The following is a 25,864-nucleotide window of genomic DNA, read 5'->3' on the forward strand; positions in this document are numbered from 1 at the left end:
ATGATCGGGCTGGATCGTCGCACCGGGCAGCCGCTTTCCGGCGTTGCCCACCTGAAACAGTCCATTGAGGACATTCTGACCACGCCTGTCGGTAGCCGGCGCATGCGCCCGGAATACGGCAGCAACCTGCGCCGTTACGTCGACCTGCCGGTTAACGACGGTTGGAAAAGCTCAGTGCAGGCCGAGGTGGCGCGCGCCCTGGGGCGCTGGGAGCCGCGCTTGAAGCTGGAGCGCGTGCGTGTGGTGGCGGTGGTCGGCGGGCAAATCACGCTGTCGCTGTCGGGCGCCTATCTCGGTGACAGCGTTGTATTTGAGGTGAGTGCATGAGCGCAATCGACCTATCCCAGTTGCCAGCGCCGCAGGTGCTGGAAGACCTGGATTATGAGGAGCTGTATCAGGCCGACCTAGCGACCTTCCGGGCGCACATGGGCGACAACTGGAGCGCGCCCCTGGAGAGCGACCCGGTGACCAAGCTGCTGGAGGTCGGGGCTTACCGCAAGCTGCTCAACCGCTCTCGCGTCAACGACGCGGCCAAGGCGCTGATGCTGGCCTATGCCGTGGGGGCCGACCTCGACCAGCTGGCGGCCAACGTCAACCTGTCGCGCCTGGTGGTCCAGGCCGAGGACCTGACGGCAGTGCCGCCGCAAGCCAAAGTGCTCGAGGCGGATGACGCCTTGCGCGAGCGGGTGCAGCTGGTCTATGAGGGGCTGACCACGGCCGGCCCCCGTAACAGTTACATCCTGCATGCGCGCAACGCGTCCGGCCTGGTGGCTGACGCCACGGCAGAAAGCCCGTCGCCGGCGGTGGTCGAGGTGACGGTGCTGGCCCTGGAAGGTGACGGCACGGCCTCGGCCGAGCTGCTGACAACGGTGGCCGCCTACCTGAATGACGACGATGTGCGTCCGGTGGCCGATAGGCTGGTGGTGCAGGGCGCTCAAATCTTGCCGTATCGGATCGACGCCAAGCTGTACATGGCCAGCACCGGACCGGAAAGCGAGGGCGTACTGGCTGAGTGCAGGGCGCGCCTGGCTGCATGGATCAACCCCCGCCGCCGGCTGGGGGTGGAGGTGTCACGTTCGGCGGTTGATGCCCAGCTGCATCTCGACGGGGTTGGGCGCGTGGAGCTGGCGGGCTGGACGGATATCAGGCCGACCAAGGCCCAAGCGGCCTGGTGCTCGGGGTTTACCGTCGAGCGGGGTGAGTGATGGCCAGTTTGTTGCCGCACAACCGCACGCCCCTGGAGGCCGCCATAGACGCGGCCGCCGAGGAAGACCTGGCGACCATGCTGCGCCGCCTCTACAACCCCGACACCTGCCCGGCCGAAATGCTGTACCTGCTGGCCTGGGCGTGGTCGGTCGACCGCTGGGACGACCGGTGGTCAGAGGCGGTAAAGCGCTCGGTCATTCGGTCGTCGTTCTACATCCACTCGCACAAGGGAACCATCGGCGCGCTGCGCCGCGTGGTCGAGCCGTTCGGCTACCTGATTGAGGTGGTCGAGTGGTGGAACATGGTTCCCGAGGGGGTTCCTGGCACCTTCGCCTTGAAGGTCGGCGTCTCCGACGCGGGCATTGACGAAGGCACTTACAAGGAACTGACGGCGCTTTTGGATGACGCCCGGCCCGTTTCCCGCCACATGACGGCCCTGGCGATCAGCCTGGAGACGGCCGGCGGTTTCTATGTCGGCGGCCGGCTGACGGAGGGCGACGTTCTCGACGTTTACCCGCTGGCACAGCGCGATATCGAGGTCACCGGCCGCATTGGCCGAGGCGGCCGCGAACACACCATTGACACCTTGGACATTGCAAATGGTTGATCAAAACTCCCAGTTTTACGCCATCCTCACGAACGTGGGCGCGGCGAAACAGGCCAACGCCGATGCCCTGGGCATCGCTTGGAAAATCACACAAATGGGCGTGGGGGATGCCAACGGCACCGACCCGACCCCCAATGCCACGCAGACGAAGCTGATCAACGAATGGCGCCGCGCGCCGCTGAACCAGTTGAAAGTCGATGACACTGATTCGGCAATCATTGTGGCCGAGCAGGTCATACCGGCCGAGGTGGGCGGTAAGTGGATTCGCGAGATTGGCCTGTACGATGCCGACGGCGATCTGGTCGCGGTGGCCAACTGCGCACCGACCTACAAGCCGCTGCTAAGCCAGGGCTCGGGCCGCACCCAGGTGGTGCGCATGAGCCTGATCGTCAGCAGCTCCAGTAACGTGCAGCTGAAAATCGACCCCAGCGTTGTGCTGGGCACCCGCGAATGGGTGACCGAGGAACTGGCCCGCCAGGACTTCAAGCATTCGGTGGTCGTGGCCACCACCGCCAACATCGCGCTGACTGGCCTGCAGACCATTGACGGGGTGTCGCTGCTGGCCGGCAACCGGGTACTGGTGAAGAACCAGACAGTGGCCAAGGACAATGGTCTCTACGAGGTGTCGACCGGCACCTGGACCCGCACCAAGGATGCCGACACCAGCGCCAAGGTAACGCCGGGGCTGCTGGTGCTGGTCGAGAAAGGCACGGTCAACGGTGACAGTGCATGGCAGTTGGTCACCGACGCGCTGATCAGCCTGGGGGTTTCGGGGCTGACTTTCGACATGGCGTTTGGTCGCACCGGCGTGACTGCCGGCACCTTCCGCAGCGTGACGGTCGACAAGTACGGGCGTGTCGTAGGTGCCACCAACCCGACCACGGTGGCGGGTTACGGCCTGACCGATGTGTACACCAAGACGGAAGTCGACAGCGCTTTGGCGGCCAAGGCGCCGCTGGCCAGCCCGGCGCTGAGCGGGGTGCCGACAGCGCCGACGGCGCCTACGGGTAACAGCTCCCAGCAGATCGCCAATACCGCGTTCGTGCAGACCGCTCTGGCGGCCCTGGTCGCAGCGGCGCCGGGCGCCCTGGATACCCTGAACGAACTGGCGGCGGCAATTGGTGACGACCCGAACTTTGCCACCACCATGACCAATGCCTTGGCGGCCAAGGCGCCGCTGGCCAGCCCGACCTTTACCGGGTCGCCCAAGGCGCCCACGCAAGCGCTGACGGTCAACGACACGACCCTGGCAACGACCCAGTTTGCGCAGTCGTTGCTGGGTGGCACTGGGTGGGGCGCGGGCGGCGTCATGGGCTCCAATCTTCCGAACGGCACCAACCTGAACAACGTGGTGACGCCGGGTTCGTATGGCCAGCCGCTGAGCGCTCAAACATCGCTTGAGCTGAACTACCCGGAAGCTGACGCCGGCACGTTGCTGGTGCAGGCTGCTACCGCCGGCATCGTTACTCAGTTGTACACGCTGTACCGGCCCACTAACCGCATGTTTCTCCGGACATGCTACGCCGGCAACTGGTCGGCGTGGTCAGAGCTGAGCCGGTTGGATTCGCCGGTCTTTACGGGCGCGCCGAAGGGGCCAACGGCACCGCTGGCCAACAACAGCCAGCAGCTGGCCAACACGGCGTTCGTTTATGGCCTGTTGAATCAGTTGGGCCTGGGTGGGGTGGGTCTCGGCATGACCATGCCGGACTTTGACGACGCCACCGTGCCGGCGGGCATGTACTACGTGAACAGCTCGACGCTCAATCTGCCCTTTAGCGGCGCTGGTGGCGTATTGATACACAAGATTCTCGGGTCAATTGGTTTCCAATTGCTGTTTCCGGGAGGCTCGGATCGGCTGATGTGGCGTCGACGCACGGCGAACATTTGGCAAGCTTGGAACGATGTGGCCACCCTGGATAGCCCGACGTTTTCCGGGGCGCCTACGGCGCCCACTGCGCTCAAGGGGACCAAGTCGAAGCAGCTGGCCACCACCGAGTTTGTACAGGACGCGATAGCCACCCTGGTCGATTCGTCGCCAGGGGCGCTGGACACGTTGCGCGAGCTGGCCAACGCATTGGCCAACGACCCGAACTTTGCCACCACCATGACCAACCAGCTGGCGACCAAGGCGCCGCTGGCAAGTCCGGCGTTCACCGGAACGCCGACGGCGCCGACGTTGGGCCTGGGTGGCAATGCGCTGGGCCTGGTGAACCTGCAGCACCTGCGCAATACCCTGAGCCAATATGGGCTGGGAGGGGGAGTGACGGGGTCCGTGCCGGCCACAACCGAAGAACTGTCGGCCTGGCCGGCGGGCAATTATTACTACCCGACCGGCATTTCTCCCTACCCTGCCTATGCCTTCGTGATGCGGATGGTATACAGCAATGATCGGGGGTTTGAGATTGCCAACATTCCTTACACGGACCGCGTTTTCTTACGGGCCGGTAACGGTGACGGCACATGGCGAGTACCTGTGGAACTGGCACCTTTGGTCAGTCCGGCATTTAGCGGCGTGCCAACCTGCCCGACTGCGCCGACAACGACCAATAACGGGCAGCTGGCAAGTACGGCGTTCGTTCGAAACGTCGTCATTCAGGAGGGTGTCCAGCCTGGGGAAATCAGTTTCTTTGCTGGTGCCGCCGCACCGCGCGGGTACATCAAGGCAAACGGCGCTGCGGTGAGCCGGACGGCCTACCCGGAGCTGTTCGCCGCCATCGGTACCACCTACGGGGCTGGCAATGGCACGACCACGTTCAACGTGCCAGACATACGCGGCGAATTCGTCCGAGGCTTGGACGATGGCCGAGGTGTTGACCCAGGGCGAGTGCTGGGTAGCTGGCAGAACCACCTGTACGCGTCGCACACCCACGCCGGTACTACTGACACGCAAGGCGCGCACGCGCACACGGTGACAGGCTCCACGACTTCCAGCGGTTCGCACAGCCACACGATGAATATGGGCCTGAACGATATCGCCGGCTCGCGGCCGGCGGTCAGCGCGCCGGGTGCGAGCCCTGGCGTGATTGACGGTGGGTTTGGTGGCGGTGACCACTCCCACAGCATCTACGGCACTTCCGATACAGCGGGCGCGCACTCCCACACCCTGCAGATCAGCGCAAGCGGTGGCAGCGAGACGCGCGGCCGAAACGTGGCCTTGATGGCCTATATCAAATTCTGACGAGAATCCTATGGACGCTCCAACTATCTATCACGCGGCCCCCGTTACCTGGGAGCTGTGCGGCACCGGCGTGCCTGATCCTGACCCACGGGTGCCCGACAACTGGCTGATTCCGGCGCGCGCCTACCTCGATGCGCCGCCCGAGCCGGTCGCCGGGTTTGCGATTGTGCGCAATGCCGACCAGACCGCTTGGGAGCTGGTCGAAGACCACCGGGGCCCGGTGTACGTGAAGGCCACCGGCGAAGCCCTGACCTATTCGGCGCTCGGGCCGCTGCCTGACGAGCTGACCCTGACGCCTTGCCCAGGGCGCTATTACACCTGGACCGGCGAGGATTGGCTGTTGGATACAGCGGCCCAGCGGGAGGGGCGCCGGCAAGAGGTGCTGACGGCCCGCGACGAGCGCCTGGCGGTGGCCAGTGTGCGTATCGCGCCGCTGCTGGATGCTGTGGAGCTGGGGCGCGCCACCGAGGCCGAGCAAGCGCTGTTACTCGCCTGGAAGCATTACCGCGTCGACCTCGGCCGAATCGAGCAGCAAGAAGGCTTCCCCATGGCTGTCGATTGGCCGCCGAGCCCCGAAGACGCCCCGGTCGATGACTGACGCCCCGCACTGACGGGGCGTTTTCTTTTCCGCTGTACCACCTGGCCCTGCTTTGCGGGGCCTTTTCACATCTGGAGTAAACATGGCTGGATTCTTTCACGGCGTTACCGTAACGAACGTCGACAACGGCGCGCGCACCATCGCCATCCCGTCGACCTCGATCATTGGCCTGGTCGACACCTTCACCCCCGGCCCTGGTGTAGATAGCACCCCAACCGCCAAGGCAAACGAACTGGTGCTCATCACCAGCGAGCGCGAGGCTATCGCCGCCTTTGGTGCTGGCTCGGCCATCGCCAAGGCCTGCCAGGCGATCTACACCCGTGCCAAGGCGGTGATCGTCGCCTGTGGCGTGACCAAGGTGGAGGATGCGGCCGCGCAGACCTCCGCGATCATCGGCGGTGTGCTGGCCGATGGCACCCGTACCGGCCTGCAGGCGCTGCTCGATGGTAAAAGCCGCTTCAACGCCAAGCCGCGGCTGTTGGTGGCGCCCAAGCACAGCTCCACCCTGGCGGTGGGTACCGCGCTGGTGGGCCTGGCTGACAAGCTGCGCGGTCTCGCCATCCTCGACGGCCCTGGCACTACCGACGAGGCCGCCCAGGCCTACGCCGCCGAGTTCGGTGCTCGGCGCGCGTTCATGGTCGATCCGGGCGTCAAGTACTGGGACACCATCGATTCCGCCACGGTGGATGCGCCGGCGTCGGCCTGGACTGCCGGCCTGTTCGCCTGGACCGATGCCGAATACGGTTTTTGGGCATCGCCATCGAACAAGGAATATGTCGGGGTCACCGGCACCACCCGCTCGGTGGAGTACCTGGACGGCGACGAGACCTGCCGGGCCAACCTGCTCAACAACGCCAAGATCGCGACCATCATTCGCGATGACGGCTACCGCCTGTGGGGCAACCGCACGCTGTCGAGCGATCCTAAATGGGCCTTCGTCACCCGCGTGCGGACCATGGATATCGTCATGGACGCGATCCAGTACGGCCACAAGTGGGCGGTCGACCGCTCGATTACCGCGACTTACGTCAAGGATGTGACCGAAGGGCTGCAGGCCTTCATGCGCGACCTCAAGAACCAGGGCGCAATCATCAATTTCGAGGTGTACGCGGACACCGAGCTGAACACCGCCAGCCAGCTGGAGCAGGGCAAGGTGTATTGGAACATCCGTTTCACCGATGTGCCGCCGGCGGAGAACCCGAATTTCCGCGTCGAAGTTACCAATCAATGGCTGACCGAAGTTATCGACTCGGCGGCATAAGGAGCGTTTTACATGGCAATGATTCCCGAAACCCTGGCCAACATGAACCTGTTCGTGGACGGCATCAGCTTTCAGGGTGATGTTCCCAGCCTGACCCTGCCCAAGCTCACCCTCAAGATGGAGGAGCACCGTCCCGGCGGCATGGATATGCCGATTGAGATGGACCAGGGCATGGAGAAGCAGGAGGCCAGTTTCACCACTACCGGCGTGCGCCGCGAGTCGCTGAAGTTCTTTGGCTTGGCCGACGGTACCGCCTTCAACGGCGTGTTCCGGGGCGCCTTCAAGGGACTCAAGGGCCGAATCACCCCGGTGATCGTCACCCTGCGCGGCAGTCTCAAAGAGGTCGACATGGGCGACTGGAAGGCCGGCGACAAGGCCGAGATCAAGCACGCCGTCAGCCTGACCTACTACAAGCTGGAGGTCGACAACCGCCTGGTCTACGAAATCGACGCCCTGGGCATGAAGCGCGTCATTGATGGCGTCGACCAGCTGGCCGAGCAGCGCGCCGCGCTCGGCCTGTAACCCCCTTTCCTCGAATTTAAGGACGTACCCGCATGACTACCAAGAAAACCCCGGCCTGGCTGAGCCTGTCGGCCGACCGCGTTACCGTAACGCTGAGCAAGCCAGCCGAACTGAACAGCGTGATGGTCGACACCATCACCATGCGCTCGCCGACCGTGCGCGACGTTCGCGTGGCGCAGCGGGGCGCAGGCGACGATGACGAACAGCGCGAGCTGAACCTGTTCGCTTCGCTGGCCGAGGTTAGCGCCAAGGACCTGGAGGGCATGGACCTCAAGGACTACACCCGTCTGCAGATCGCGTATTTTCGCCTGGTGCAAGACGACGACGTTTGATGCGGCCACGCAGAAGCGGCTGGCCAAGCGGCTGGCCAAGGAGCTGAATTTCTCGGCCGCTGAGATATCCGGCATGTCCTTCGCGGACATGCTGTGGTGGCTCTCGGACTGAGCAGGGGGTAACCGATGGCAAAAATGCAGCTAGCCCTGGTGATCGGGGGTGCCGTCGCATCGTCGGTCGGCGCCGCGTTCAAGAACGTCGAAGGGCGCATTTCCAAGCTCGAGCAGAAGGGCAACAAGGCCAAGGTGCTCAAGAGCACCATTGGCGAAACCATGAAGCTGCAGGCCGAGTGGAAGCGGGCGCACGACGCCGGCGCCGCCGGCGCCGACAAGCTGCTGCGCAAGCTCAATGGCAACCTGGATTCGCTGCGCAAGCAGGGCGTCGAGGTCGGCCGCCTGAGCCGCGAATATCAGCGCCTGGCCCGCGAGGCGAAAGGCGCCGACCTGCAGCTCAAGGGGCACCAGCAAATCGACACCGGCCGCTCGGGGCTCAAGTCCAACGCGGCCGCCGCCGCTGTGGGCGTGGGCCTGGCGGCCGTGCCGACCAAGATCAGCGCCGACTATCAGGCGATCATCCGCGACATTGCGATCAAGGCCGATGCGGTCAACAAGCCCGAAGAAGTGCAGCTCAGCCGCACCGTGATTCAGACGGCCAAAGACACTGGCATGGGCCGCAATGATGTGGCTGACCTGATCAACCAGCTGGTCGGCGCCGGCATGGAGCTGGACAAGGCCATGGCCTACGCGCCGACGGCGGCCAAGTTCGCAGTCGGCCAAGGCGCCTCGGGCGTCGACACGGCCAGCATGATCATGGCGCTGCAGCAAAACGCCAAGATCAGCGATCCCAAGGTCATGGAGCAGGCGCTGGAGGCCATCGCCTACCAGGGCCAGGCGGGCAGCTTCGAGGCCAGCGACATGGCCAAGTGGTTCCCGCAATTGCTCGCCGGCATGGAAAAGAACGGCATCACCGGCATGGATTCGGTCGCGTCCCTGGGCGCGATGCTGCAGGTGCAGATGAAGACCGCCGGCAGTTCGGATGAAGCGGCGAACAACTTCAAGAACTGGATGGAGAAGATCGGTTCCAGCGATGTGGTCAAGGCCTACAAGGATGCAGGCATCGACTACCAGGCCTCGCTGAATACCGGCCTGCAGAAGGGCATGAACGTTATCGAGTCTTCCATGGACCTGGCCATGAAGTACGTCGAAGCGACAGACCCGGCGAAAGCCAAGAAGATGAAAGAGGCCCAGGCCAACATCGACAAGGAAGTTGACCCGGAGAAGGCCAGGGCGGCGCTGGAGGCCCTGGAGAAGACCCTGCGCACTGGCGACCTGTTCGCTGACATGCAGGTCAAGGCGGCGCTGACCGCCTATGCGCAAAACCGGGGGCTGTATGCCGACCTGAAAGCCGATTCGCAGAAGGCGACGGGCATTCTGGATAAGAACCTGGCCGAGCGCCGCGAGACCTCTAAACAGGCCTGGGCTGAGACCTTCCAGGCGGTCGACGACGCCATGCGCAGCATTGGCGATGCCATCCGCCCGGCCACCGACATGGCGGCGAAAGGGCTGACGGCGGTGGCCCAGGGCATCACCACGCTGTCGGACAAGTTTCCGGCGGTGATCATGGGGCTGGCAGGGTTGGCGGCAGGCATCAGCGGTTTGCTGGCGGCCCGCAACAGTGCCAGGGTCGCACGGGGCGCGTTCAACGTCGCGCGCGGCCGCGCCTGGAGCGCTCGACGCGGCGGCAAACTTGATGAGGCCCCGGCTGAGGCGGCGCTACCCAAGACCGGCAACCGCGTGCTCGATGCCGGCGTGGGCGTGCTGGGCAAGGTGTTTGGCGCGCCGGCCAGCAATGACCCGGCCCCAGGCGTCGGCAGCGAGCCGCTGCGCGTGTTTGTGGTCAATGCCGATGCCATCGGCCGGATGGGAGGCGCAGCGGCCAATTCAGCCCCCGCAGAGCCTGGTAGCCGCCGTGCGCGCCGTCGTCGCCGGCGGCGTGCGGGAACCATGGCCGATGCACGCCGCGCGCCGGTGGCGCCGAGCGCTGCGCCGGTGGCGGGCGTTGCCGCGTTCGCCGGTGCCGGTAGCGCCGGCGGTGCCAACAACCTCGGGCGCATGGTGCGCAACGTGCGCGGCGTCACGAAGATGGCCGGCAAGCTGCCGGGCGGGCAGCTGCTCGATGCGGTACCGGGCGTGCTCGATGTGGCGCTGAACGCTCAAACCCAGGACGAAAAGGCCGAGGGTTACGGCGGCGTGGCCGGTGGTATGGCCGGCGCGATGGCGGGTGCGATGGCGGGTGCGGCGATTGGCTCGGTTGTGCCGGTCATTGGTACGGCCGTGGGCGGCGCCATTGGCGCGGCACTGGGCGGCCTGGGCGGCGAATCCGTCGGCGGCTGGCTGGGCAAAAAATGGTTCGGTGAGGAAAAGCCCGAGTCGGATCAGGTGGCAAGCGCCGAACCAGCGGCGCCGACGGTCAATGAGCCCGCGTCTGTGCCGGCCCTGCCGGTTGCGGGTGCGATGCCGGCACCGGTGGTCAAGGACCTCGCGCCGGCGGCGGTCACCACCCGGCCGGCCGCGCCGTCCAAGCCGATCGACCAGATGACTGACGCCGAGGTCGAGCAGGCCTACGCCAAGCTGCCGAAGTCCGCCCAGCGCGATCTGTTCGATGGCGTGGGTGGGTTCGGTGGTATCGGCGCGGGCCTGGGCGAGGACTTCGCCCCGACCTTGACGCTGGATGCCAAGCCCGCCAAGCCACGCCCTGAGCCGCCGCCAGTGGATCAGACCCAGGCGCTCGGCATGGCTGTGCGCGAGCTGCAGAAGGTGCCGCAGCTGCCGCCCTCGATTGCCCCGGTGGTTTCGCAGGTGGTCAAGGGTGGCGGCGAGCCTGGCGCCATGGGCGATGTGGTGCGCTCCCTGGTGGCCTCGGCGCAGCCGGCGGCGGCCCTCCCGGTGGCGACCAAGGCTGTCGAGAAGACCAAGCCCGAGCCGGCGAAGGTCGACCAGTCGTTTACCTTCGCGCCGGTCATGCCCATTACCGTGCATGGTGATGTGAAAGACCCCAATCAGATCGTGCGCGAAGCCGAGCAGGCGCTGCGCGTGATGTTTGACGGGTTCCTGCGCGAGGCGGCGGCCCGCCAGGCCTCGGTTAGCTTGTTTGATGCGGCGGATGTCGCTTAAGGAGGTGCCATGGCCTACATGGAACTGATGGGGTCGACGCTGTCGTCTCTGGTGGCGGCTGGCCAGGCCGGCCGTACCAGCCTCGACGGCATGCTAGGCCCGTTGAATGGGGCCGTCCGTGACATGACGGGCGCCGCCTCGGAGCTGGAAAGCCTGCCGATCGTTGGCCCGATGGTGGGTGAAAAGTTGCAGCGCACCATGCGGCAGATCAATGCGGCCCAGTCCGCAGTGGGGCAGGTGGCGGCGAAGTACAGCCAGGCCGTTTCGGCGGCCTCGCAGGTACAGGAGCGCCTGGGCACGCTCAAGGAACAGGCGTCCAAGGCGGGGGCGGCGATCAATCGCATGGCCGGGAAGCTCAGCCCAAGCCTGGGCAATATCTTTCCGAGCAGTGCGCTGGGCGCCGACATGACGCCGGCGGCCGAGGCGGTGAAGCCGTTCCCGCATCTGCTGATCATCCAGCCGCAAGACCCGAAGCTTAAGCCCTACCACTTCAACCTGGACACGGCCGCCTTTGACGAGCTGACACGCAAAACCGCGTTCCGCTGGGCTGGGCAGGAGCGCCTGACGCGCGAAATCGCGCAGCAGGCAGTGGGGCAGGGGGAGGACCGGCTGACGATCAAGGGCGCAATCTTCCCGCTGTTCCGGGGCGGCATCGGCCAGCTGAACGAGTTGCGCAGCATCGGCCGACGCCTGCAGCCGCTGACCCTGACCACGGGTTATGGGGAGGTGCTGGGTACCTGGTGCCTGTTGAGCGTGGACGAGGAGCAGGGGGCGCTGCTGCCCGGCGGCATCCCGCGCAAGCAGGGCTTTAACCTGGAGTTTGTCGCCTATGGCAATGACATGCAGAACGTCTGAGGGCGACCTGCTCGACAGCCTGTGCCACGCCTACTACGGCACCCTGGTGGGTACTGTCGAGGCGGTGTTGCAGGCCAATCAGGGCCTGGCCGAGGAGGCGCAGCCGTATCGCGCCGGCGTGCTGATCTACCTGCCCGACCTGACAGTGGCCGAGACCGAGCAAGTCACCTTGTGGGATTGATCCCGCGTTACGCGTAACGAACCCCGCCCTGTGCGGGGTTTTTCTTTTCTGGAGCAACCCCATGAAGCCCACGTTTCAAATTGTCGCGGATGGCAAGGACATTACCGCGCTGATCAATGACCGCCTGCTGTTGCTGCGCACCTCGGACAAGCCCGGCATGGAGTCGGACGAATTCGAGCTGCGCATTGACGACCGAGACCAGGCTGTCAGCTTGCCGGGGCGCGGTGGTCGGGTCGAGATATTCCTGGGCTATGAGGGGCGTGCCCTGGCGCGCCTGGGTAGCTACACGGTCGATGAGGTCGAAGTCATCGGCCCGCCGGACACCATCAGCGTGCGCGGCAAGGCCAGCGACATGCGCGGCAGTGGCAAGACCACCCGCAGCGGCAGCTGGGAGGGTGTGGCGCTGGCCAAGATCGTCAGTGACGTTGCCGCCCGCAATGGCTGGGAGGCGGGCTGTACGGTGCAAACCAAGGTGCCACGCGTCGACCAGCGCAACGAATCCGACTTCAATTTCATCACGCGCCTGGCCAAGCAATACGACTGCACCGCCAAGGTCGCCAGCGGCAAGTTGGTGGTGCTGCCGCGCCAGGGTGGGCAGAGCGCGAGCGGCAAGGCAATCAGTACCGTCACCATCAGCCGCGCCGATGTGAGCCGCTATTCGTTCCGCCTGGGCGACCGTGGCACGCAGAAGGCGGTGAAGACCCAGCACCAGGACAAGGCCACCGGCAAGCTGAGCGTGGTGGAGCTGGGCAACGACGACGCCCCGGCCGGCCTGCCGGGCGTGCACACCGACCGCCATATCTACCCCAACAAGAGCGCCGCCGAGCAGGCGGCCAAGGCGCGGCTGGCTGCGTTCAACCGCAGCACCGCCGCCGTGCGCCTGGAAATGGCCGGGCGTACCGATCTGTTTGCCGAACGGACCATCAGCGCCCAAGGCTTCAAGAGCGGGCTCGATGGCGAGTACCTGGTGGACAGCGTGGAGCAGGTGTTTACCGCCTCGGGCTGGACCACGACCGTCGAGTGCAACGGCGGCAAGAAGGGTAAGGCCACCGCCAAAGGCAAGAAGAAAAAAGAAACCAAAACGCTCAAGACCGTGGACGTTGGCCCCGCGTGAGCAAACACACCTAGGAGTAAGCAAGCATGAGCATTACCCCGCAGCAGCTGTTGCAAATTCTCCCGAACGCCGGCCCCAAAGCCGGCGTTTTTGCACCCGTCCTCAATACCGCCATGGGTGCGCGCGGCATCGTCACGCCGGCGCGCCAGGCGGCGTTTATCGCGCAAATCGGCCATGAGTCGGGCCAGTTCCGCTATGTGCGTGAGCTGGGCAATGACAAGTACCTGGCCAAGTACGACACCGGCACGCTGGCGGCGCGGCTGGGCAACACGCCGGCGGCCGATGGCGATGGCCAGAAGTATCGCGGCCGGGGTCTGATCCAGATTACCGGCCGCGACAATTACCAGGACTGCGGCGAGGCGCTGGGCCTCGACCTGGTCAACCAGCCTGAGCTGCTGGAGCTGCCGCAGCACGCGGCTGCGTCGGCGGCCTGGTTCTGGCAGTCGCGTGGCCTGAACACGCTGGCGGATCGCGGCGACTTCGTCGGCATTACCCGCAAGATCAATGGCGGCGTCAACGGCATTGCCGACCGCATGGCGCTGTGGGAGAAGGCTCGCAAGGTGCTGGGCGTATGACTGGCCCTAATCCGCGCCTGGCACTGCTGATACTGGTGCTAGGTGTAGCGTCCCACTGGGGCGTCTACCTGCATGGCAGAGCAGTGGAACGCGCGGAAGCCGCCCGTGCATCAGCAGAACGTGACAGCAGCGACCGTCTGGCCGAGGTGATCGGCGAACAGGGCGCCCGAAAGGAAGAACAGCGACGCGCCACGGCGCAAGAGGAGGCGAGAGCCCATGCTCAAGAAGAAAGAACGATTGCTGATTCTGGCGCTGCTGGCGCTGATGCTGCTGGCCAGCGGCTGCGCGACCAAGGTGCCAAGCTCGCCGCCGCCGTCAGTTGCCCCGGCACGGATACCGCCGCTATCGCCCGAGGCCAGGCAGCCACCCGCGCCGCCATGGTGCTCTCCGAACTGCGCGACCGGGCTGATGCACGAGCGGGAGAGCTGGCGAAAGCTTATGACCGAGCCCGAATAGCGGGGCAACTATGTGAATCGTCCTATAATGCTCTGGTCCCATAGCTGGAGCAGACGATGAAACGAACGTTGGAAGGCATAGCTCTCGCCGGCGAACCCCTGCTTCGTCAAGCCTTGGAGGCTATACGTGAGCATCGAGCAGCCGAGGAGAATGGTGCGTCCATTGAAGAAGTCGAGCGCCTACGTCTGCTGGCCGACTCGCTTTACAATGCGGCCATTGACTACCAGCTGGTCGCAGCTGGTCAGCCACCATCCACCATCCAATGACACCCGCCACGGGGATGCAAATGAGCGACAAACCGCCACCCCTGTTACCCGATCACCCCATGTACGGCGATGCTGTGGCTGCGATGAAGCGGTACCACGAGGCTCAGGCGGCAGGCGAATCTGCCGAAAAGGTCGAGCGCTTGCGGCTAATTGCCGAATCGCAGTTCCAGGCGGTAACCGACTACCAGCTCAGAGCTCTAGGTCGCCCTGGCGGTTCTGTTCACTGACCGGCTCAATCAGCTCATGGCCTTGGTGTTTAACATTCCCCACCGCCTTTCCAACTGGAAACCACCGGAAGTCCTGTGCCGGCCGGCATCCAACCTCGACAATGGCTTCCAAGCGTTCGCCTGATGTGGCTGGATCCAGCCATTCCTTAGCGGTTTCAGGCGAGAGCACCAGGGGTTTTCTGTCGTGGATGTCGACCAGGCCTTGATCAGCAGCGGCTGTGATGACAACAAATCCATCCCGCTCATCTGGCTCCAGACCCTGATGTACTTCTGCGAGCGCGGCAAAAAATAGAGGTCCGCCATCGGCGCTCGTGATGTAGTACGGCTGCTTTCGCTTCGGGTCTGCAGGATCTGGAACCCATTCGAACCAGCCATTTGCCGGCGCCAAAGCCCTTCCGTTCGGCCACAGAGCCTTGAAGAATTTTCCCATCACCACCGTCTCGGCCCGAGCATTGATCGGGTCCGGGCGTTTCCCCTTCGCCCAGAAAGGCGACCATCCCCACTTGACCCTATCCACGCTCAACCCCTCGTCTACTCTGCGGATGACCTCGACGCGGGTCGAAGGTGCGACATTGAAGCGACTGATCGGTTCATGGTCGTAACCATTGATTACGACCAGATCCAGCGATAGCTGTCGCAGGTAGTGATCCATCGACTCATAGATCGAGTACCGTCCGCACATATTTCCCCCTCTCGCCCGTCAGAATTTTCATCGCCCAGGATTGACCGAGCAGCCGATGCCGGATTTACTGTATATGCATACAGTTCTCTTCGGACCTTCCACCATGACCATCACTTTCTTGGGTACGCCAACCGGCGGTACCGAACCGCTCCCGCTGTATTCGTTTCGCGTGCCGGCCGGGTTCCCGTCGCCTGCTGCGGACCACCTGGAAGGCCATATTTCCCTTGATGAATTATTCGACCTCCGTGCGCCCCATGTGTATCTAGTGAAAGTCGAAGGCGACAGCATGCAAGGGGCAGGCATCTATTCCGGGGATATCGTCATCGTCGATCGCGGCCGCGAGGCTGAACACGGCGATGTGGTGATTGCCGCGGTTAACAGCGAGCCAGTTTGCAAGCGCCTGCACCGCCGCGATGGGGTGGTCATCCTTAAGTCCGAGAACCCGGCATATCCGCCGCGGTACATCATGGAAGGCGACGAGCTCGTGATATGGGGCGTTGTGCGTTACAGCGTTCGTGACCATGCGCAGTGACCAGGTGTTTGCACTGATCGACTGCAACTCGTTTTACGCGAGCTGCGAGCGCGTGTTTCGGCCCGACCTGATCAAGACCCCGATCGTCGTGTTGAGCAACAACGACGGCTGCGTGATCGCAAGGTCATACGACGCTAAGCCATTTGTGAAGATGGGCGAGCCGTTTTTCCAGGCAAAGGACAAGCTACGACGACACGGCATCATGGCCTTCAGCAGCAACTATGCCTTGTACGGCGACATGAGCGAGCGTGTCATGACGCTGATTGAGTCCATGGTGCCGGCAACAGAGGTCTACAGCATCGACGAGTGTTTCGCTGACCTCTCCGGCATTCAGGAAAACCTGACCCAATTTGGGCGAAAGCTGCGCTCGAGGATTTTTCAGTGCACGGGAATTCCGGTGGGCGTCGGCATTGCTGGCACGAAGACGCTCGCGAAGCTGGCCAACCATACGGCCAAGCGCCTGCAGGCACAGACGGGTGGGGTGGTCGACATCACCGATCCGTTCAAGCGCGATTGGGTGTTGCGCAATACCGACGTAAAGGAAGTGTGGGGCATTGGCCGGCGCATGACCGCTCACCTTGAAGCGATGGGTATCCGCACAGCCATGGACCTGGCCAAAGCTGACGCTTGGACACTTCGCCAGAAGTTCAGCGTTGTGGTTGAAAAGACTGCCCGAGAGCTCGCTGGCACGCCGTGTCTTGAGCTGGACGAGGCCGAACCACCGAAGCAAGAAATCTGCTGCAGTCGGATGTTCGGAAAGCGGCTGACTGAGCTGGCGCCGATCAAACAGGCCGTGGCCACTTACGTTGGCCGCGCTGCGGAGAAACTGCGGGCTCAAGGGTCAGTTTGCAAGCGTATGCGAATCAGCATCCGTACCGGGATGTTCAATCCGGAGGAGGCGCATCACGCCCAGGGTGCGTTGGTGGAGCTTCCATACCCAACCTGCGACACGCTGCTGATGACTCGACTGGCCACCGATGCAGTGGCGCGGATCTTTAGGCCTGGGTACCGCTACAGCAAGGCCGAGGTGTTGCTGATGGACCTGCGGCAACCAGGTGAGTTTTCAGAGGATTTGTTTGCGCTTAAGCAATCGGTGGCATGTGACCGGCTGATGCAGGTGATGGATAACATCAATGAGCGCTGGGGGAGAGGGACAATGCGAGCCGCCAGCGTGCCGGCGACACCGGACTGGGGAATGAGGAGGGAGATGATGAGCCAATCCTACACAACGCGTATCGATCAGCTGTGGACGGTTAAATGTTGAGCTTGCCGTCGGCCTGGCTGGCCGAACTCGATGACCAGCACGCTCTGATAGCAGATCCTGATGGCCGGGCCATGGTGCTTGCGGAATTGGCGGTATCTGCCCACCGGCGGTGTGACGTTGACGCAGATCAGTTGGCCGACATGCTGGAGTTCGCCGAGTCGGCGAGATTGTGGGCGCTCGAGCATGACCAGCCATGCGGCCAGCTGGGGTCGACAGGCGCTGAGTGAAGCGATAGCCAACCGCGCGCGATACCAATTCTGATACCAATGATGGGGTATCGTGGGGTACTGGAGGGGCATTTAGTCCAGTAAAATCAACCCTTTATCACCGCCGAACACCCCTAAGAAATCGCATGGTGATGTTAGCGGTGGAGATCAAGAGGCTTACCTATCAATAACTTACGTGACTTCTTCGCAGCGTCGGACCAATTTCGGACCAGTCAGGAGCTTTTCCATCACCTGCCAGTCGTTGGACGAGTCAATCCAGCGCGCATGAGTCGATAAGAGCATCTGCACGCTATGCCCGAGCTGATGGGCGATAAATGCGGGGTTGAGACCAGACATTGAGCATATTGTCGCATAGGTGCGACGGCAGTTATATGGGGGCGGTATCTGATCACCGGGCCGTTGAGGGCAGGGCGCCATCAACAGCCTTCGGTGGTTGTCAACGTGCGGAAAAGATTTGCCTGCGTTCACCGAAGCGGGTTTATCAGCTCGGCGCCCTGGTTACGCACATTCCCCACGGCGATATCCACTCGGTACCACTCGAAGGCTTCGGCCGGCTCACCCAGGTTGAGCACCAGTTGTTCCGCGTGCTCGCTCGGCATTGCTACAGCGATCCATTCGTACGCCAGTTCTGGTGACAACACGACCGGCCGGCGGTCGTGAACGTCGACCATTCCGCCCTGGGCGTCGGCGGTAATGATGACGAACCCGTCGTGCTCGGTACCGGTGAACTGGCCGATCGAGGCGCAAAGTGCAGGGCCCCCATCCTGGCGGCGGATGTAGTACGGCTGCTTCTTCGGCCCACCTTCATCAACCCATTCGTACCAGCCGTCGATGGGGGTGATGGCTCGGTATGGCCAGATCGCCCGAAAGAATGGGCCATGGGCCACCTTCTCGACCCGCGCGTTGATCGGCGCAGCGCGGTCGTTCGCCCAGTGTGGTCGCCATCCCCACCTCACCAGGTCCGCTCGTGGGCCTGTGTCATCTGTCCGCAGTACCGCCACCGGCGTGGTCGGCGCGATGTTGTACCGGCCAAGTGGCTGGTCGCCGACGTTGTTCCGCCAGGCCTCTGGCAGGCTCAGGGTTTCAACGAAGTCGTGGATGCCACGGTACTGGCTGAGCCTTCCGCACATATTCGCTTCCTCCGAAACCTTGAGCATAGGCCAGGGCATGGTGCTTCAGGCACATGGCTGCTGAGGCGCCGGGCATGGACGAAACGACCCTGATCGATGCGTCACTTTTTTGGAACAGCAATTGCTTTGACCCTGAGGCATTGATCATTCGGAGAACGCAAAAATGACTCAGGATGACCGCTATTACATGGTCTTCGTTGTGGTTGCCGTACTGCTCCTGGATCTTGTGGCGACCCTGGTGTTCCTGAAGGCCATTGCCTGACCCCCGATTGTGGGCTCAGTCTTCCCCGTGATCGGGGCAACAACGCAAAGAAAATCCGCTCTGGGGCGGGTATTGTTCGCGCGCTGGCGGGTTCATGGCCATACGGCGAAAGTATCTTCGTGGTGAAAGCCGCCCTGAAACCGATATAGCAAACAATCATATGGCCCGGCTGACGTCGAGCAGTAACATGGGCTGACAAAAACGAAAAAGGTGCATGCGGCTTGGCAACACTTTCCCAAGTTACTCGATGGGGCGGCAGGAGCGTGTCGCGTGAAGACTTCAAGGTCGGTAGCAGGTGCAATACTGATGTCCACCTTCGCCACACTGTTCATGGCGGGCTGTGCACATGACCCCGATGTGCGTGAGGGCCATGGCTATGCGGCCGGGGCCACGGAAAGAAGTACGCCGGCGTACCTGGGATGCGTCAAAGGCGAACTTCAAGGAAATGTGAAAACCTATAAGGTCGATGGCGATAACGCGGTCAGGCTGTTCGTCGATAGCACCGACCCCGACAAGGCGGGTGGCCTGGTCGAGGTGCGGGGCACGGGTACCCAGCGCCAGTTCGCGGCGTATCAACGTGATGCCTGGTACGACCATGGCAGGCTGCTGGACGCCGCGCTGATGTGTTCAAAAGCATGATCAACTGACCCTCGAGAACAAAAAACCCGCCCTCGAGAGCGGGCTTTTTGCATTTGCCGACCCCAGCCGCAATAATCCGCTCATTTGAACGGAGAACACCAGGTTGGAAGCAAGAAGCGTAGTCGCTGAAATGTTCATTGGAATGCCGACGCATTTCTGGGTGTTGCCGGTTGCCGGCCTGATCGCCTGGTTCGGCCTGAAATGGGCCGAGCAATCCGATAACCGCGGCACCATGCTGCGGACCGTGACTTACCTGCTGCTCATCGCGCTGGCGGTGTTGCCCAACGGCTTTTATGCGCTGTTTCCCCCGTCGCCCGACATGCCCGAGCTGTTGTTGAATCGTGAACCGCTACCCAACTACGAAGGCCGCTTCTACCTGGATGCGTTCTACGTGTTCAGTGGCTGGGCACTGAGCAGGGTAGCCAAGCTCAAGTTCAACTAGGAAACCGCTTAACCAGCCGCTCAAGGCCAGACTGAGCGGCCGACATGTCTCATGTTGCTCGATAAGCTGCCTTGTTGGCGGGCTTACATGCCCAGGCTGAAGTTTAACCTTTCGTCAGAACTTGGAATAAACACAATTTTTCCGCATTTATCAATATGTTGGCGCAGCTACTTTTCAACTAATACCTTCCTGTTATGACCAACTTTTGCTTACGCCATCCTGCAGTGAGGAAGGGGCTAACTCAAAAGTATTAGTTCAAGTAGGTTGTTGCGAGCCCTGATGGTGGAGCGCGTCGCAACAGACCTTCCTGAAATATTTTAAAACCCTCTGGAATTTTATGTGGGGCGTGCTATTTCTGGATATACGCGTGCGATCGCCCGGTCGTGCTGTTGACAAAAGGACTGTCAGGTATGTCGATTCAGGCCAAGGTGTCCCCCCTCTCCCAAAGTGTTACTTCTGCCGCTCCCATCGCAATCCCCGACAATGGAATCCTGACGCTTACTCAGAGCAGTAACATTGTTCTGGATATCGCTCCGGAAAGTGTGGCGGGCTACACGAAAAGTGGGGCCGATCTGATCGTGCAACTGAAGTCTGGCGAAAGCCTGCGCATTGCCAACTTCTATGTCGAGGGGCAGCCTGTAAGCCAGTTGTACCTGGTAGACCGGGACAAACTGCTTGCCGTCGACCTGCCACCCGTCGCTGCCGATGGGCCGCTGGTGGCGGGTTATGTGCCCCAGGACACGCTGGCCGGGTTCGAGTCGCTCACTGGCAACGACGGTACCATTGCCGGGCTCAGCCCCGGTGGTGCACTTTTGGCTGGTGCCGCGATCATTGGCGGCGGCGTCGCTATCGCCAACAGCAACGGTGGCGGTGGCGGTGGCGGTGGTGGTGGCAGTGACGGCAGTGTGCCGCCTGACACCACGGCCCCAGCGCCGGCCAGCGGACTGCAGATTGCCCCGGATGGCAGCAGCATCAGCGGTACGGCCGAGCCGGGCGCCACCGTGGGCATCGACAGCAACGGCGACGGGCAAACCGACATCAGCGTGGTGGTCGGCCCCGATGGCAAATTCCAGATCCCGCTGAATCCGCCACTGACCAACGGCGAAACGGTTACCGTGGTGGTGACCGATCCTGCCGGCAACAGCAGCCCGCCCGCGACCGTGCAGGCCCCTGACTTCCCCGATGCGCCCCAGATCAACCCAAGCAACGGCTCCAGCCTAAGCGGTACGGCCGCGCCTGGCAGCACCGTGGTGCTCACCGACGGCGACGGCAACCCCATCGGCCAGACTACAGCCGACGGCAACGGCAACTGGTCGTACACACCCGATAGCCCACTGCCTGATGGCACCGTGGTCAAAGCAGTGGTAGTGGATGCCGCCGGTAACAGCGGCCCGCCCGCCAGCATCATCGTCGACGGCGTGGCGCCAGCGGCACCCGTGATCAACCCGAGCAATGGTTCCGAACTCAGCGGTACCGCCGAGCCGAACAGCACCGTGACCCTCACCGATGGCAGCGGTAACCCGATCGGCCAGGTGACGGCCGATGGCAGCGGCAACTGGAGCTACACCCCCGCGACACCGCTGCCCGATGGTACCGTGGTCAACGCGGTGGCCCAGGATGCGGCTGGCAATACCAGCGCGCAGGGCAGCACCACCGTGGATGGCGTGGCGCCGGGCGCTCCCACCATCAATCTGAGCGACGGCAGCACCCTCAGCGGCACCGCCGAGCCGAACAGCACCGTAACCCTCACTGATGGCAGCGGTAACCCGATCGGCCAGGTGACAGCCGATGGCAGTGGCAACTGGAGCTACACACCCACCACACCGTTGCCTGACGGTACCGTGATCAACGTGGTGGCCCAGGATGCAGCGGGCAACACCAGCGCTCCGACGAGCACGACTGTGGATGCGCAGGCCCCGGCTGCACCAGTGGTCAACCCTAGCAATGGCACCACGATCAGTGGTACCGCCGAACCGGGCAGCACCGTCACCCTGACCGATGCCGGCGGCAACCCGATCGGCCAGGTCACCGCCGACGGTAGTGGCAACTGGAGTTTCACACCGGGCAGCCCGTTACCCAACGGCACCGTGGTGAACGCCACCGCGACCGACGCGACCGGCAATACCAGCGCTCCATCGACCACCACAGTGGACTCGGTAGCCCCGGCCGCACCAGTGGTCGAACCAAGCAACGGCAGCGAAATCAGCGGTACCGCCGAGCCTGGCAGCACCATTACCCTGACCGACGGCAGCGGCAACCCGATCGGCCAGACCACCGCCGACGGTAGCGGCAACTGGTCGTTCACGCCAGGCACACCGTTACCGGATGGCACCGTGGTCAATGCCACGGCGACCGACCCGGCCGGCAATACCAGCGGGCAGGGCAGCACCACCGTGGATGGCGTGGCCCCGGGCGTGCCCACCATCGACCTCAGCAACGGCAGCAGCCTCAGCGGCACCGCCGAGCCGAACAGCACCGTGACCCTCACCGACGGCAGCGGTAACCCCATTGGCGAGGTGACCGCCGACGGTAGCGGCAACTGGACATTCACCCCAGCCACGCCGCTGCCCAATGGCACCGTGGTCAATGCCACGGCGAGCGACCCGGCTGGCAACACCAGCCCGGCAGCCACGGTCACCGTCGATTCCAGCGCGCCGGCTGCACCGGTAATCAATCCAACCAATGGCACCACGATCAGTGGTACCGCCGAACCGGGCAGCACCGTCACCCTGACCGATGCCGGCGGCAACCCGATCGGCCAGGTCACCGCCGATGGCAGCGGCAACTGGAGTTTCGCTCCTGGTACACCGCTGGCCAACGGTACCGTAATCATAGCCACCGCGACCGACGTGACAGGAAATACCAGCGCTCCATCGACCACCACAGTGGACTCGGTAGCCCCGGCCGCACCAGTGGTCGAACCAAGCAACGGCAGCGAAATCAGCGGTACCGCCGAGCCTGGCAGCACCATTACCCTGACCGACGGCAGCGGCAACCCGATCGGCCAGACCACCGCCGACGGTAGCGGCAACTGGTCGTTCACGCCAGGCACACCGTTACCGGATGGCACCGTGGTCAATGCCACGGCGACCGACCCGGCCGGCAATACCAGCGGGCAGGGCAGCACCACCGTGGATGGCGTGGCCCCGGGCGTGCCCACCATCGACCTCAGCAACGGCAGCAGCCTCAGCGGCACCGCCGAGCCGAACAGCACCGTGACCCTCACCGACGGCAGCGGTAACCCCATTGGCGAGGTGACCGCCGACGGTAGCGGCAACTGGACATTCACCCCAGCCACGCCGCTGCCCAATGGCACCGTGGTCAATGCCACGGCGAGCGACCCGGCCGGCAACACCAGCCCGTCAGCGACGGTCACCGTCGATTCCAGCGCGCCGGCTGCACCGGTAATCAATCCAACCAATGGCACCACGATCAGCGGTACCGCCGAACCGGGCAGCACCGTCACCCTGACCGATGCCGGCGGCAACCCGATCGGCCAGGTCACCGCCGATGGCAGCGGCAACTGGAGTTTCGCTCCCGGTACACCGCTGGCCAACGGTACTGTAATCATCGCCACGGCAACCGACCCGACCGGCAACACCGGTCCGCAGGCCGCGACCACGGTGGACTCGGTAGCCCCGGCCGCGCCAGTGGTCGAACTGAGCAACGGCAGCGAAATCAGCGGCACCGCCGAGCCAGGCAGTACCATTACCCTGACCGATGGCAGCGGCAACCCGATCGGCCAGACCACTGCCGACGGCAGCGGAGACTGGAGCTTCACTCCCGGTACGCCGCTGGCCGACGGAACCGTGATCAACGCCACGGCGACCGACCCGGCCGGCAATACCAGCGGGCCGGCCAGCACCACCGTGGACGGCGTGGCCCCGGGCGTACCTACCATCAATCTCAGCAACGGCAGCAGTCTTAGCGGCACCGCCGAGCCGAACAGCACCGTGACCCTCACCGACGGCAGCGGTAACCCCATTGGCGAGGTGACCGCCGACGGTAGCGGCAACTGGACATTCACCCCAGCCACGCCGCTGCCTAATGGCACCGTGGTCAATGCCACGGCGAGCGACCCGGCTGGCAACACCAGCCCGGCAGCCACGGTCACCGTCGACTCCAGTGCGCCGGCTGCACCGGTAATCAATCCAACCAATGGCGTGACCATCAGCGGTACTGCCGAAGCGGGCGCCACCGTCACCCTGACTGACCTCGGCGGCAACCCGATCGCCCAAGTCACCGCCGACGGCAGTGGCAACTGGAGTTTCACCCCCGGTGCACCGCTGGCCAACGGTACCGTAATCATCGCCACGGCAACCGACCCTACCGGCAACACCGGTCCGCAGGCCGCCACCACGGTGGACTCGGTAGCCCCGGCCGCACCAGTGGTCGAACCAAGCAACGGCAGCGAAATCAGCGGCACCGCAGAGCCGGGCAGCACCGTCATCCTGACCGATGGCAGCGGCAACCCCATCGGCGAAACCACCGCCGACGGCAACGGCGACTGGAGCTTCACTCCCGGTACACCGCTGGCCAACGGCACGGTGGTCAATGCCGTGGCCCAGGACCTGGCCGGCAACACCGGCCCGCAGGGCAGCACCACGGTGGATTCGATCGCACCCGCCGCGCCAGTGGTGAACCCGAGCAACGGCGCCGTGATCAACGGTACTGCCGAACCGAACAGCACCGTGACCCTCACCGATGGCAATGGTGATCCGATTGGCGAGGCCACCACTGACGGTAGCGGCAACTGGACATTCACACCGGGCACACAACTGCCCGATGGCACCGTGGTCAACGCCACGGCGACCGATGCCGCCGGCAATACTGGTGCTCCAGGTAGCACCACGGTGGACTCGTCGCTGCCGTCGATTCCGCAGGTCGATCCGAGTAACGGCTCGGTGATCAGCGGTACCGCTGATGCCGGTAACACCATTATCCTCACCGATGGCAACGGCAACCCGATCGGCCAGGTCACCGCCGACGGCAGCGGTAACTGGTCGATCACACCTGGCGTACCGCTGCCCGATGGCACCGTAGTCAACGCGGTGGCGCGCAACCCCGGAGGGGTCGATAGTGCGCCAGCGGTCATTACCGTGGACGGCGTGGCACCGGCCGCGCCGGTGGTCGAGCCGAGCAATGGCACGGAAATCAGTGGTACTGCCGAAGCCGGCGCAACTGTCATCCTCACCGACGGCGTCGGCAACCCGATAGGGCAGACTACCGCCGATGGCAGCGGCAACTGGTCGTTCACGCCCGGTACGCCGCTGGCCAACGGCACAGTCATCAATGCCGTCGCCCAGGATCCGGCCGGCAATACCAGCGGGCCGGCCAGCGTCACCGTTGACGCCATCGCGCCGGCCGCACCGATCATCAACCCGAGCAATGGGGCGGTGATCAGTGGTACCGCCGAAGCTGGAGCCGAGGTGATCCTCACAGACGGTAGCGGCAACCCGATCGGCCAGACGACCGCCGATGGCAGCGGCAACTGGGCCTTCACGCCTTCGCCTGCGCTGGGCAACGGCACGGTGATCAACGCCGTGGCCCAGGACCCGTCCGGCAACACCAGCGGGCCGACCAGCGCCACCGTTGACGCCGTCGCGCCGGCCGCACCGGTCATCAACCCGAGCAACGGGGTGGTGATCAGTGGTACTGCTGAGGCCGGGGCCAAGGTGATCCTCACCGACGGCAGCGGCAACCCGATCGGCCAGACGACTGCCGACGGCAGCGGCAACTGGTCGTTCACGCCCGGTACGCCGCTGGTCAACGGCACGGTCATCAATGCCGTGGCCCAGGACGCCGCTGGCAACACCAGCACCCCACAAGTCAGCACCACGGTGGATGCGGTAGCCCCTGGCCAGCCGACGATCGAGCCGAGCAACGGTACCGAGATCAGTGGTACCGCTGAAGCCGGCGCCAGGGTGATCCTCACCGATGGCAGCGGCAATCCGATCGGCCAGACCACGGCCGATGGCAGTGGCAACTGGTCGTTCACGCCCGGTACACCGCTGGCCAACGGCACAGTCATCAATGCCGTCGCCCAGGACCCGGCCGGCAATACCAGCGGGCCGGCCAGCGTCACCGTTGACGCCATCGCGCCGGCCGCACCGATCATCAACCCGAGCAATGGG

The 25,864-nt window shown here is 64.0% G+C and carries 23 protein-coding genes and 1 pseudogene; 21 read left to right on the forward strand and 3 right to left on the reverse strand.

Annotated features, from left to right (window positions below; all coding sequences use genetic code 11):
• The 16 genes from ACK1U9_RS02170 to ACK1U9_RS02245 all read left to right on the forward strand — a co-directional run bounded on the left by ACK1U9_RS02170 (nt 1) and on the right by ACK1U9_RS02245 (nt 14,552).
• A complete protein-coding gene (locus ACK1U9_RS02170) occupies nt 1–327 on the forward strand; it encodes a GPW/gp25 family protein (RefSeq protein WP_449109665.1) in 327 nt (108 codons plus the stop codon).
• Complete coding sequence (locus tag ACK1U9_RS02175; protein ID WP_449109666.1) at nt 324–1,205, forward strand: baseplate assembly protein; 882 nt, start codon at nt 324–326, stop codon at nt 1,203–1,205. Before ACK1U9_RS02170 ends, ACK1U9_RS02175 begins: the two co-directional genes overlap by 4 nt.
• A complete protein-coding gene (locus ACK1U9_RS02180) occupies nt 1,205–1,813 on the forward strand; it encodes a phage tail protein I (RefSeq protein WP_108481771.1) in 609 nt (202 codons plus the stop codon). Before ACK1U9_RS02175 ends, ACK1U9_RS02180 begins: the two co-directional genes overlap by 1 nt.
• Nucleotides 1,806–4,991 carry a phage tail-collar fiber domain-containing protein gene (locus ACK1U9_RS02185; RefSeq protein WP_449109667.1) on the forward strand — a complete coding sequence of 1,062 codons (3,186 nt, stop codon included), beginning with the start codon at nt 1,806–1,808 and terminating at the stop codon, nt 4,989–4,991. The genes ACK1U9_RS02180 and ACK1U9_RS02185 overlap by 8 nt, the downstream gene beginning before the upstream one ends.
• 10 nt (nt 4,992–5,001) lie before the next feature.
• Entirely contained in the window at nt 5,002–5,589 is a 588-nt protein-coding gene (locus ACK1U9_RS02190; protein WP_247846122.1) for a tail fiber assembly protein, read from the forward strand.
• 82 nt (nt 5,590–5,671) lie between these two features.
• Entirely contained in the window at nt 5,672–6,850 is a 1,179-nt protein-coding gene (locus tag ACK1U9_RS02195; protein WP_449109668.1) for a phage tail sheath subtilisin-like domain-containing protein, read from the forward strand.
• Nucleotides 6,851–6,862: 12 nt separating this feature from the next.
• The gene (locus tag ACK1U9_RS02200) at nt 6,863–7,372 is read left to right on the forward strand and encodes a phage major tail tube protein (protein WP_449109669.1); all 510 of its coding nucleotides are present in this window, start codon (nt 6,863–6,865) and stop codon (nt 7,370–7,372) included.
• Nucleotides 7,373–7,404: 32 nt separating this feature from the next.
• Entirely contained in the window at nt 7,405–7,704 is a 300-nt protein-coding gene (locus ACK1U9_RS02205; RefSeq protein WP_085720037.1) for a phage tail assembly protein, read from the forward strand.
• A gap of 126 nt (nt 7,705–7,830) precedes the next feature.
• Nucleotides 7,831–10,878 (forward strand): phage tail tape measure protein, encoded by a 3,048-nt coding sequence (locus ACK1U9_RS02210; protein ID WP_449109670.1) that lies wholly within the window; start codon nt 7,831–7,833, stop codon nt 10,876–10,878.
• Nucleotides 10,879–10,887: 9 nt separating this feature from the next.
• Nucleotides 10,888–11,733, forward strand: coding sequence for a phage tail protein (locus ACK1U9_RS02215; RefSeq protein ID WP_449109671.1), 846 nt, complete (start codon nt 10,888–10,890; stop codon nt 11,731–11,733).
• Nucleotides 11,708–11,914 carry a tail protein X gene (locus ACK1U9_RS02220; protein ID WP_181381590.1) on the forward strand — a complete coding sequence of 69 codons (207 nt, stop codon included), beginning with the start codon at nt 11,708–11,710 and terminating at the stop codon, nt 11,912–11,914. The genes ACK1U9_RS02215 and ACK1U9_RS02220 overlap by 26 nt, the downstream gene beginning before the upstream one ends.
• 61 nt (nt 11,915–11,975) lie before the next feature.
• A complete protein-coding gene (locus tag ACK1U9_RS02225; RefSeq protein WP_252378323.1) occupies nt 11,976–13,028 on the forward strand; it encodes a phage late control D family protein in 1,053 nt (350 codons plus the stop codon).
• Nucleotides 13,029–13,054: 26 nt separating this feature from the next.
• On the forward strand, nt 13,055–13,603 hold the full coding sequence (locus tag ACK1U9_RS02230) for a glycoside hydrolase family 19 protein (RefSeq protein ID WP_252378324.1): 549 nt from the start codon (nt 13,055–13,057) through the stop codon (nt 13,601–13,603).
• Nucleotides 13,600–14,103 (forward strand): DUF2514 domain-containing protein, encoded by a 504-nt coding sequence (locus ACK1U9_RS02235; protein ID WP_137163834.1) that lies wholly within the window; start codon nt 13,600–13,602, stop codon nt 14,101–14,103. Before ACK1U9_RS02230 ends, ACK1U9_RS02235 begins: the two co-directional genes overlap by 4 nt.
• A gap of 12 nt (nt 14,104–14,115) precedes the next feature.
• Nucleotides 14,116–14,325, forward strand: coding sequence for a hypothetical protein (locus tag ACK1U9_RS02240; RefSeq protein WP_061305539.1), 210 nt, complete (start codon nt 14,116–14,118; stop codon nt 14,323–14,325).
• 20 nt (nt 14,326–14,345) lie between these two features.
• A complete protein-coding gene (locus ACK1U9_RS02245; protein ID WP_085720419.1) occupies nt 14,346–14,552 on the forward strand; it encodes a hypothetical protein in 207 nt (68 codons plus the stop codon).
• Here the strand turns inward: ACK1U9_RS02245 and ACK1U9_RS02250 are convergent.
• Nucleotides 14,515–15,234 carry an SOS response-associated peptidase family protein gene (locus ACK1U9_RS02250; RefSeq protein ID WP_346616397.1) on the reverse strand — a complete coding sequence of 240 codons (720 nt, stop codon included), beginning with the start codon at nt 15,232–15,234 and terminating at the stop codon, nt 14,515–14,517. The two genes, ACK1U9_RS02245 and ACK1U9_RS02250, sit on opposite strands and share 38 nt — an antisense overlap.
• Before the next feature lie 103 nt (nt 15,235–15,337).
• On the opposite strand from ACK1U9_RS02250, the gene ACK1U9_RS02255 reads away from it, so the two are divergent.
• Nucleotides 15,338–15,766 (forward strand): LexA family protein, encoded by a 429-nt coding sequence (locus ACK1U9_RS02255; RefSeq protein ID WP_061305543.1) that lies wholly within the window; start codon nt 15,338–15,340, stop codon nt 15,764–15,766.
• Nucleotides 15,756–17,030, forward strand: coding sequence for a Y-family DNA polymerase (locus ACK1U9_RS02260; protein ID WP_346616396.1), 1,275 nt, complete (start codon nt 15,756–15,758; stop codon nt 17,028–17,030). The genes ACK1U9_RS02255 and ACK1U9_RS02260 overlap by 11 nt, the downstream gene beginning before the upstream one ends.
• 398 nt (nt 17,031–17,428) lie before the next feature.
• Here the strand turns inward: ACK1U9_RS02260 and ACK1U9_RS02265 are convergent.
• Nucleotides 17,429–17,643: pseudogene (locus tag ACK1U9_RS02265) on the reverse strand (site-specific integrase); the annotation flags it as partial.
• A gap of 78 nt (nt 17,644–17,721) precedes the next feature.
• The gene (locus ACK1U9_RS02270; protein WP_085598801.1) at nt 17,722–18,387 is read right to left on the reverse strand and encodes an SOS response-associated peptidase; all 666 of its coding nucleotides are present in this window, start codon (nt 18,385–18,387) and stop codon (nt 17,722–17,724) included.
• A 568-nt stretch (nt 18,388–18,955) separates the two neighbouring features.
• On the opposite strand from ACK1U9_RS02270, the gene ACK1U9_RS02275 reads away from it, so the two are divergent.
• The 3 genes from ACK1U9_RS02275 to ACK1U9_RS02285 all read left to right on the forward strand — a co-directional run.
• A complete protein-coding gene (locus ACK1U9_RS02275) occupies nt 18,956–19,288 on the forward strand; it encodes a hypothetical protein (RefSeq protein ID WP_108479856.1) in 333 nt (110 codons plus the stop codon).
• Between the two features lie 130 nt (nt 19,289–19,418).
• A complete protein-coding gene (locus ACK1U9_RS02280; protein ID WP_108479857.1) occupies nt 19,419–19,730 on the forward strand; it encodes a hypothetical protein in 312 nt (103 codons plus the stop codon).
• 410 nt (nt 19,731–20,140) lie between these two features.
• Nucleotides 20,141–25,864 (forward strand): Ig-like domain-containing protein (locus tag ACK1U9_RS02285; RefSeq protein WP_449109672.1); only part of this gene is annotated, 5,724 nt, incomplete at its 3' end.

The organism is Pseudomonas sp. XP1 (assembly GCF_053557675.1).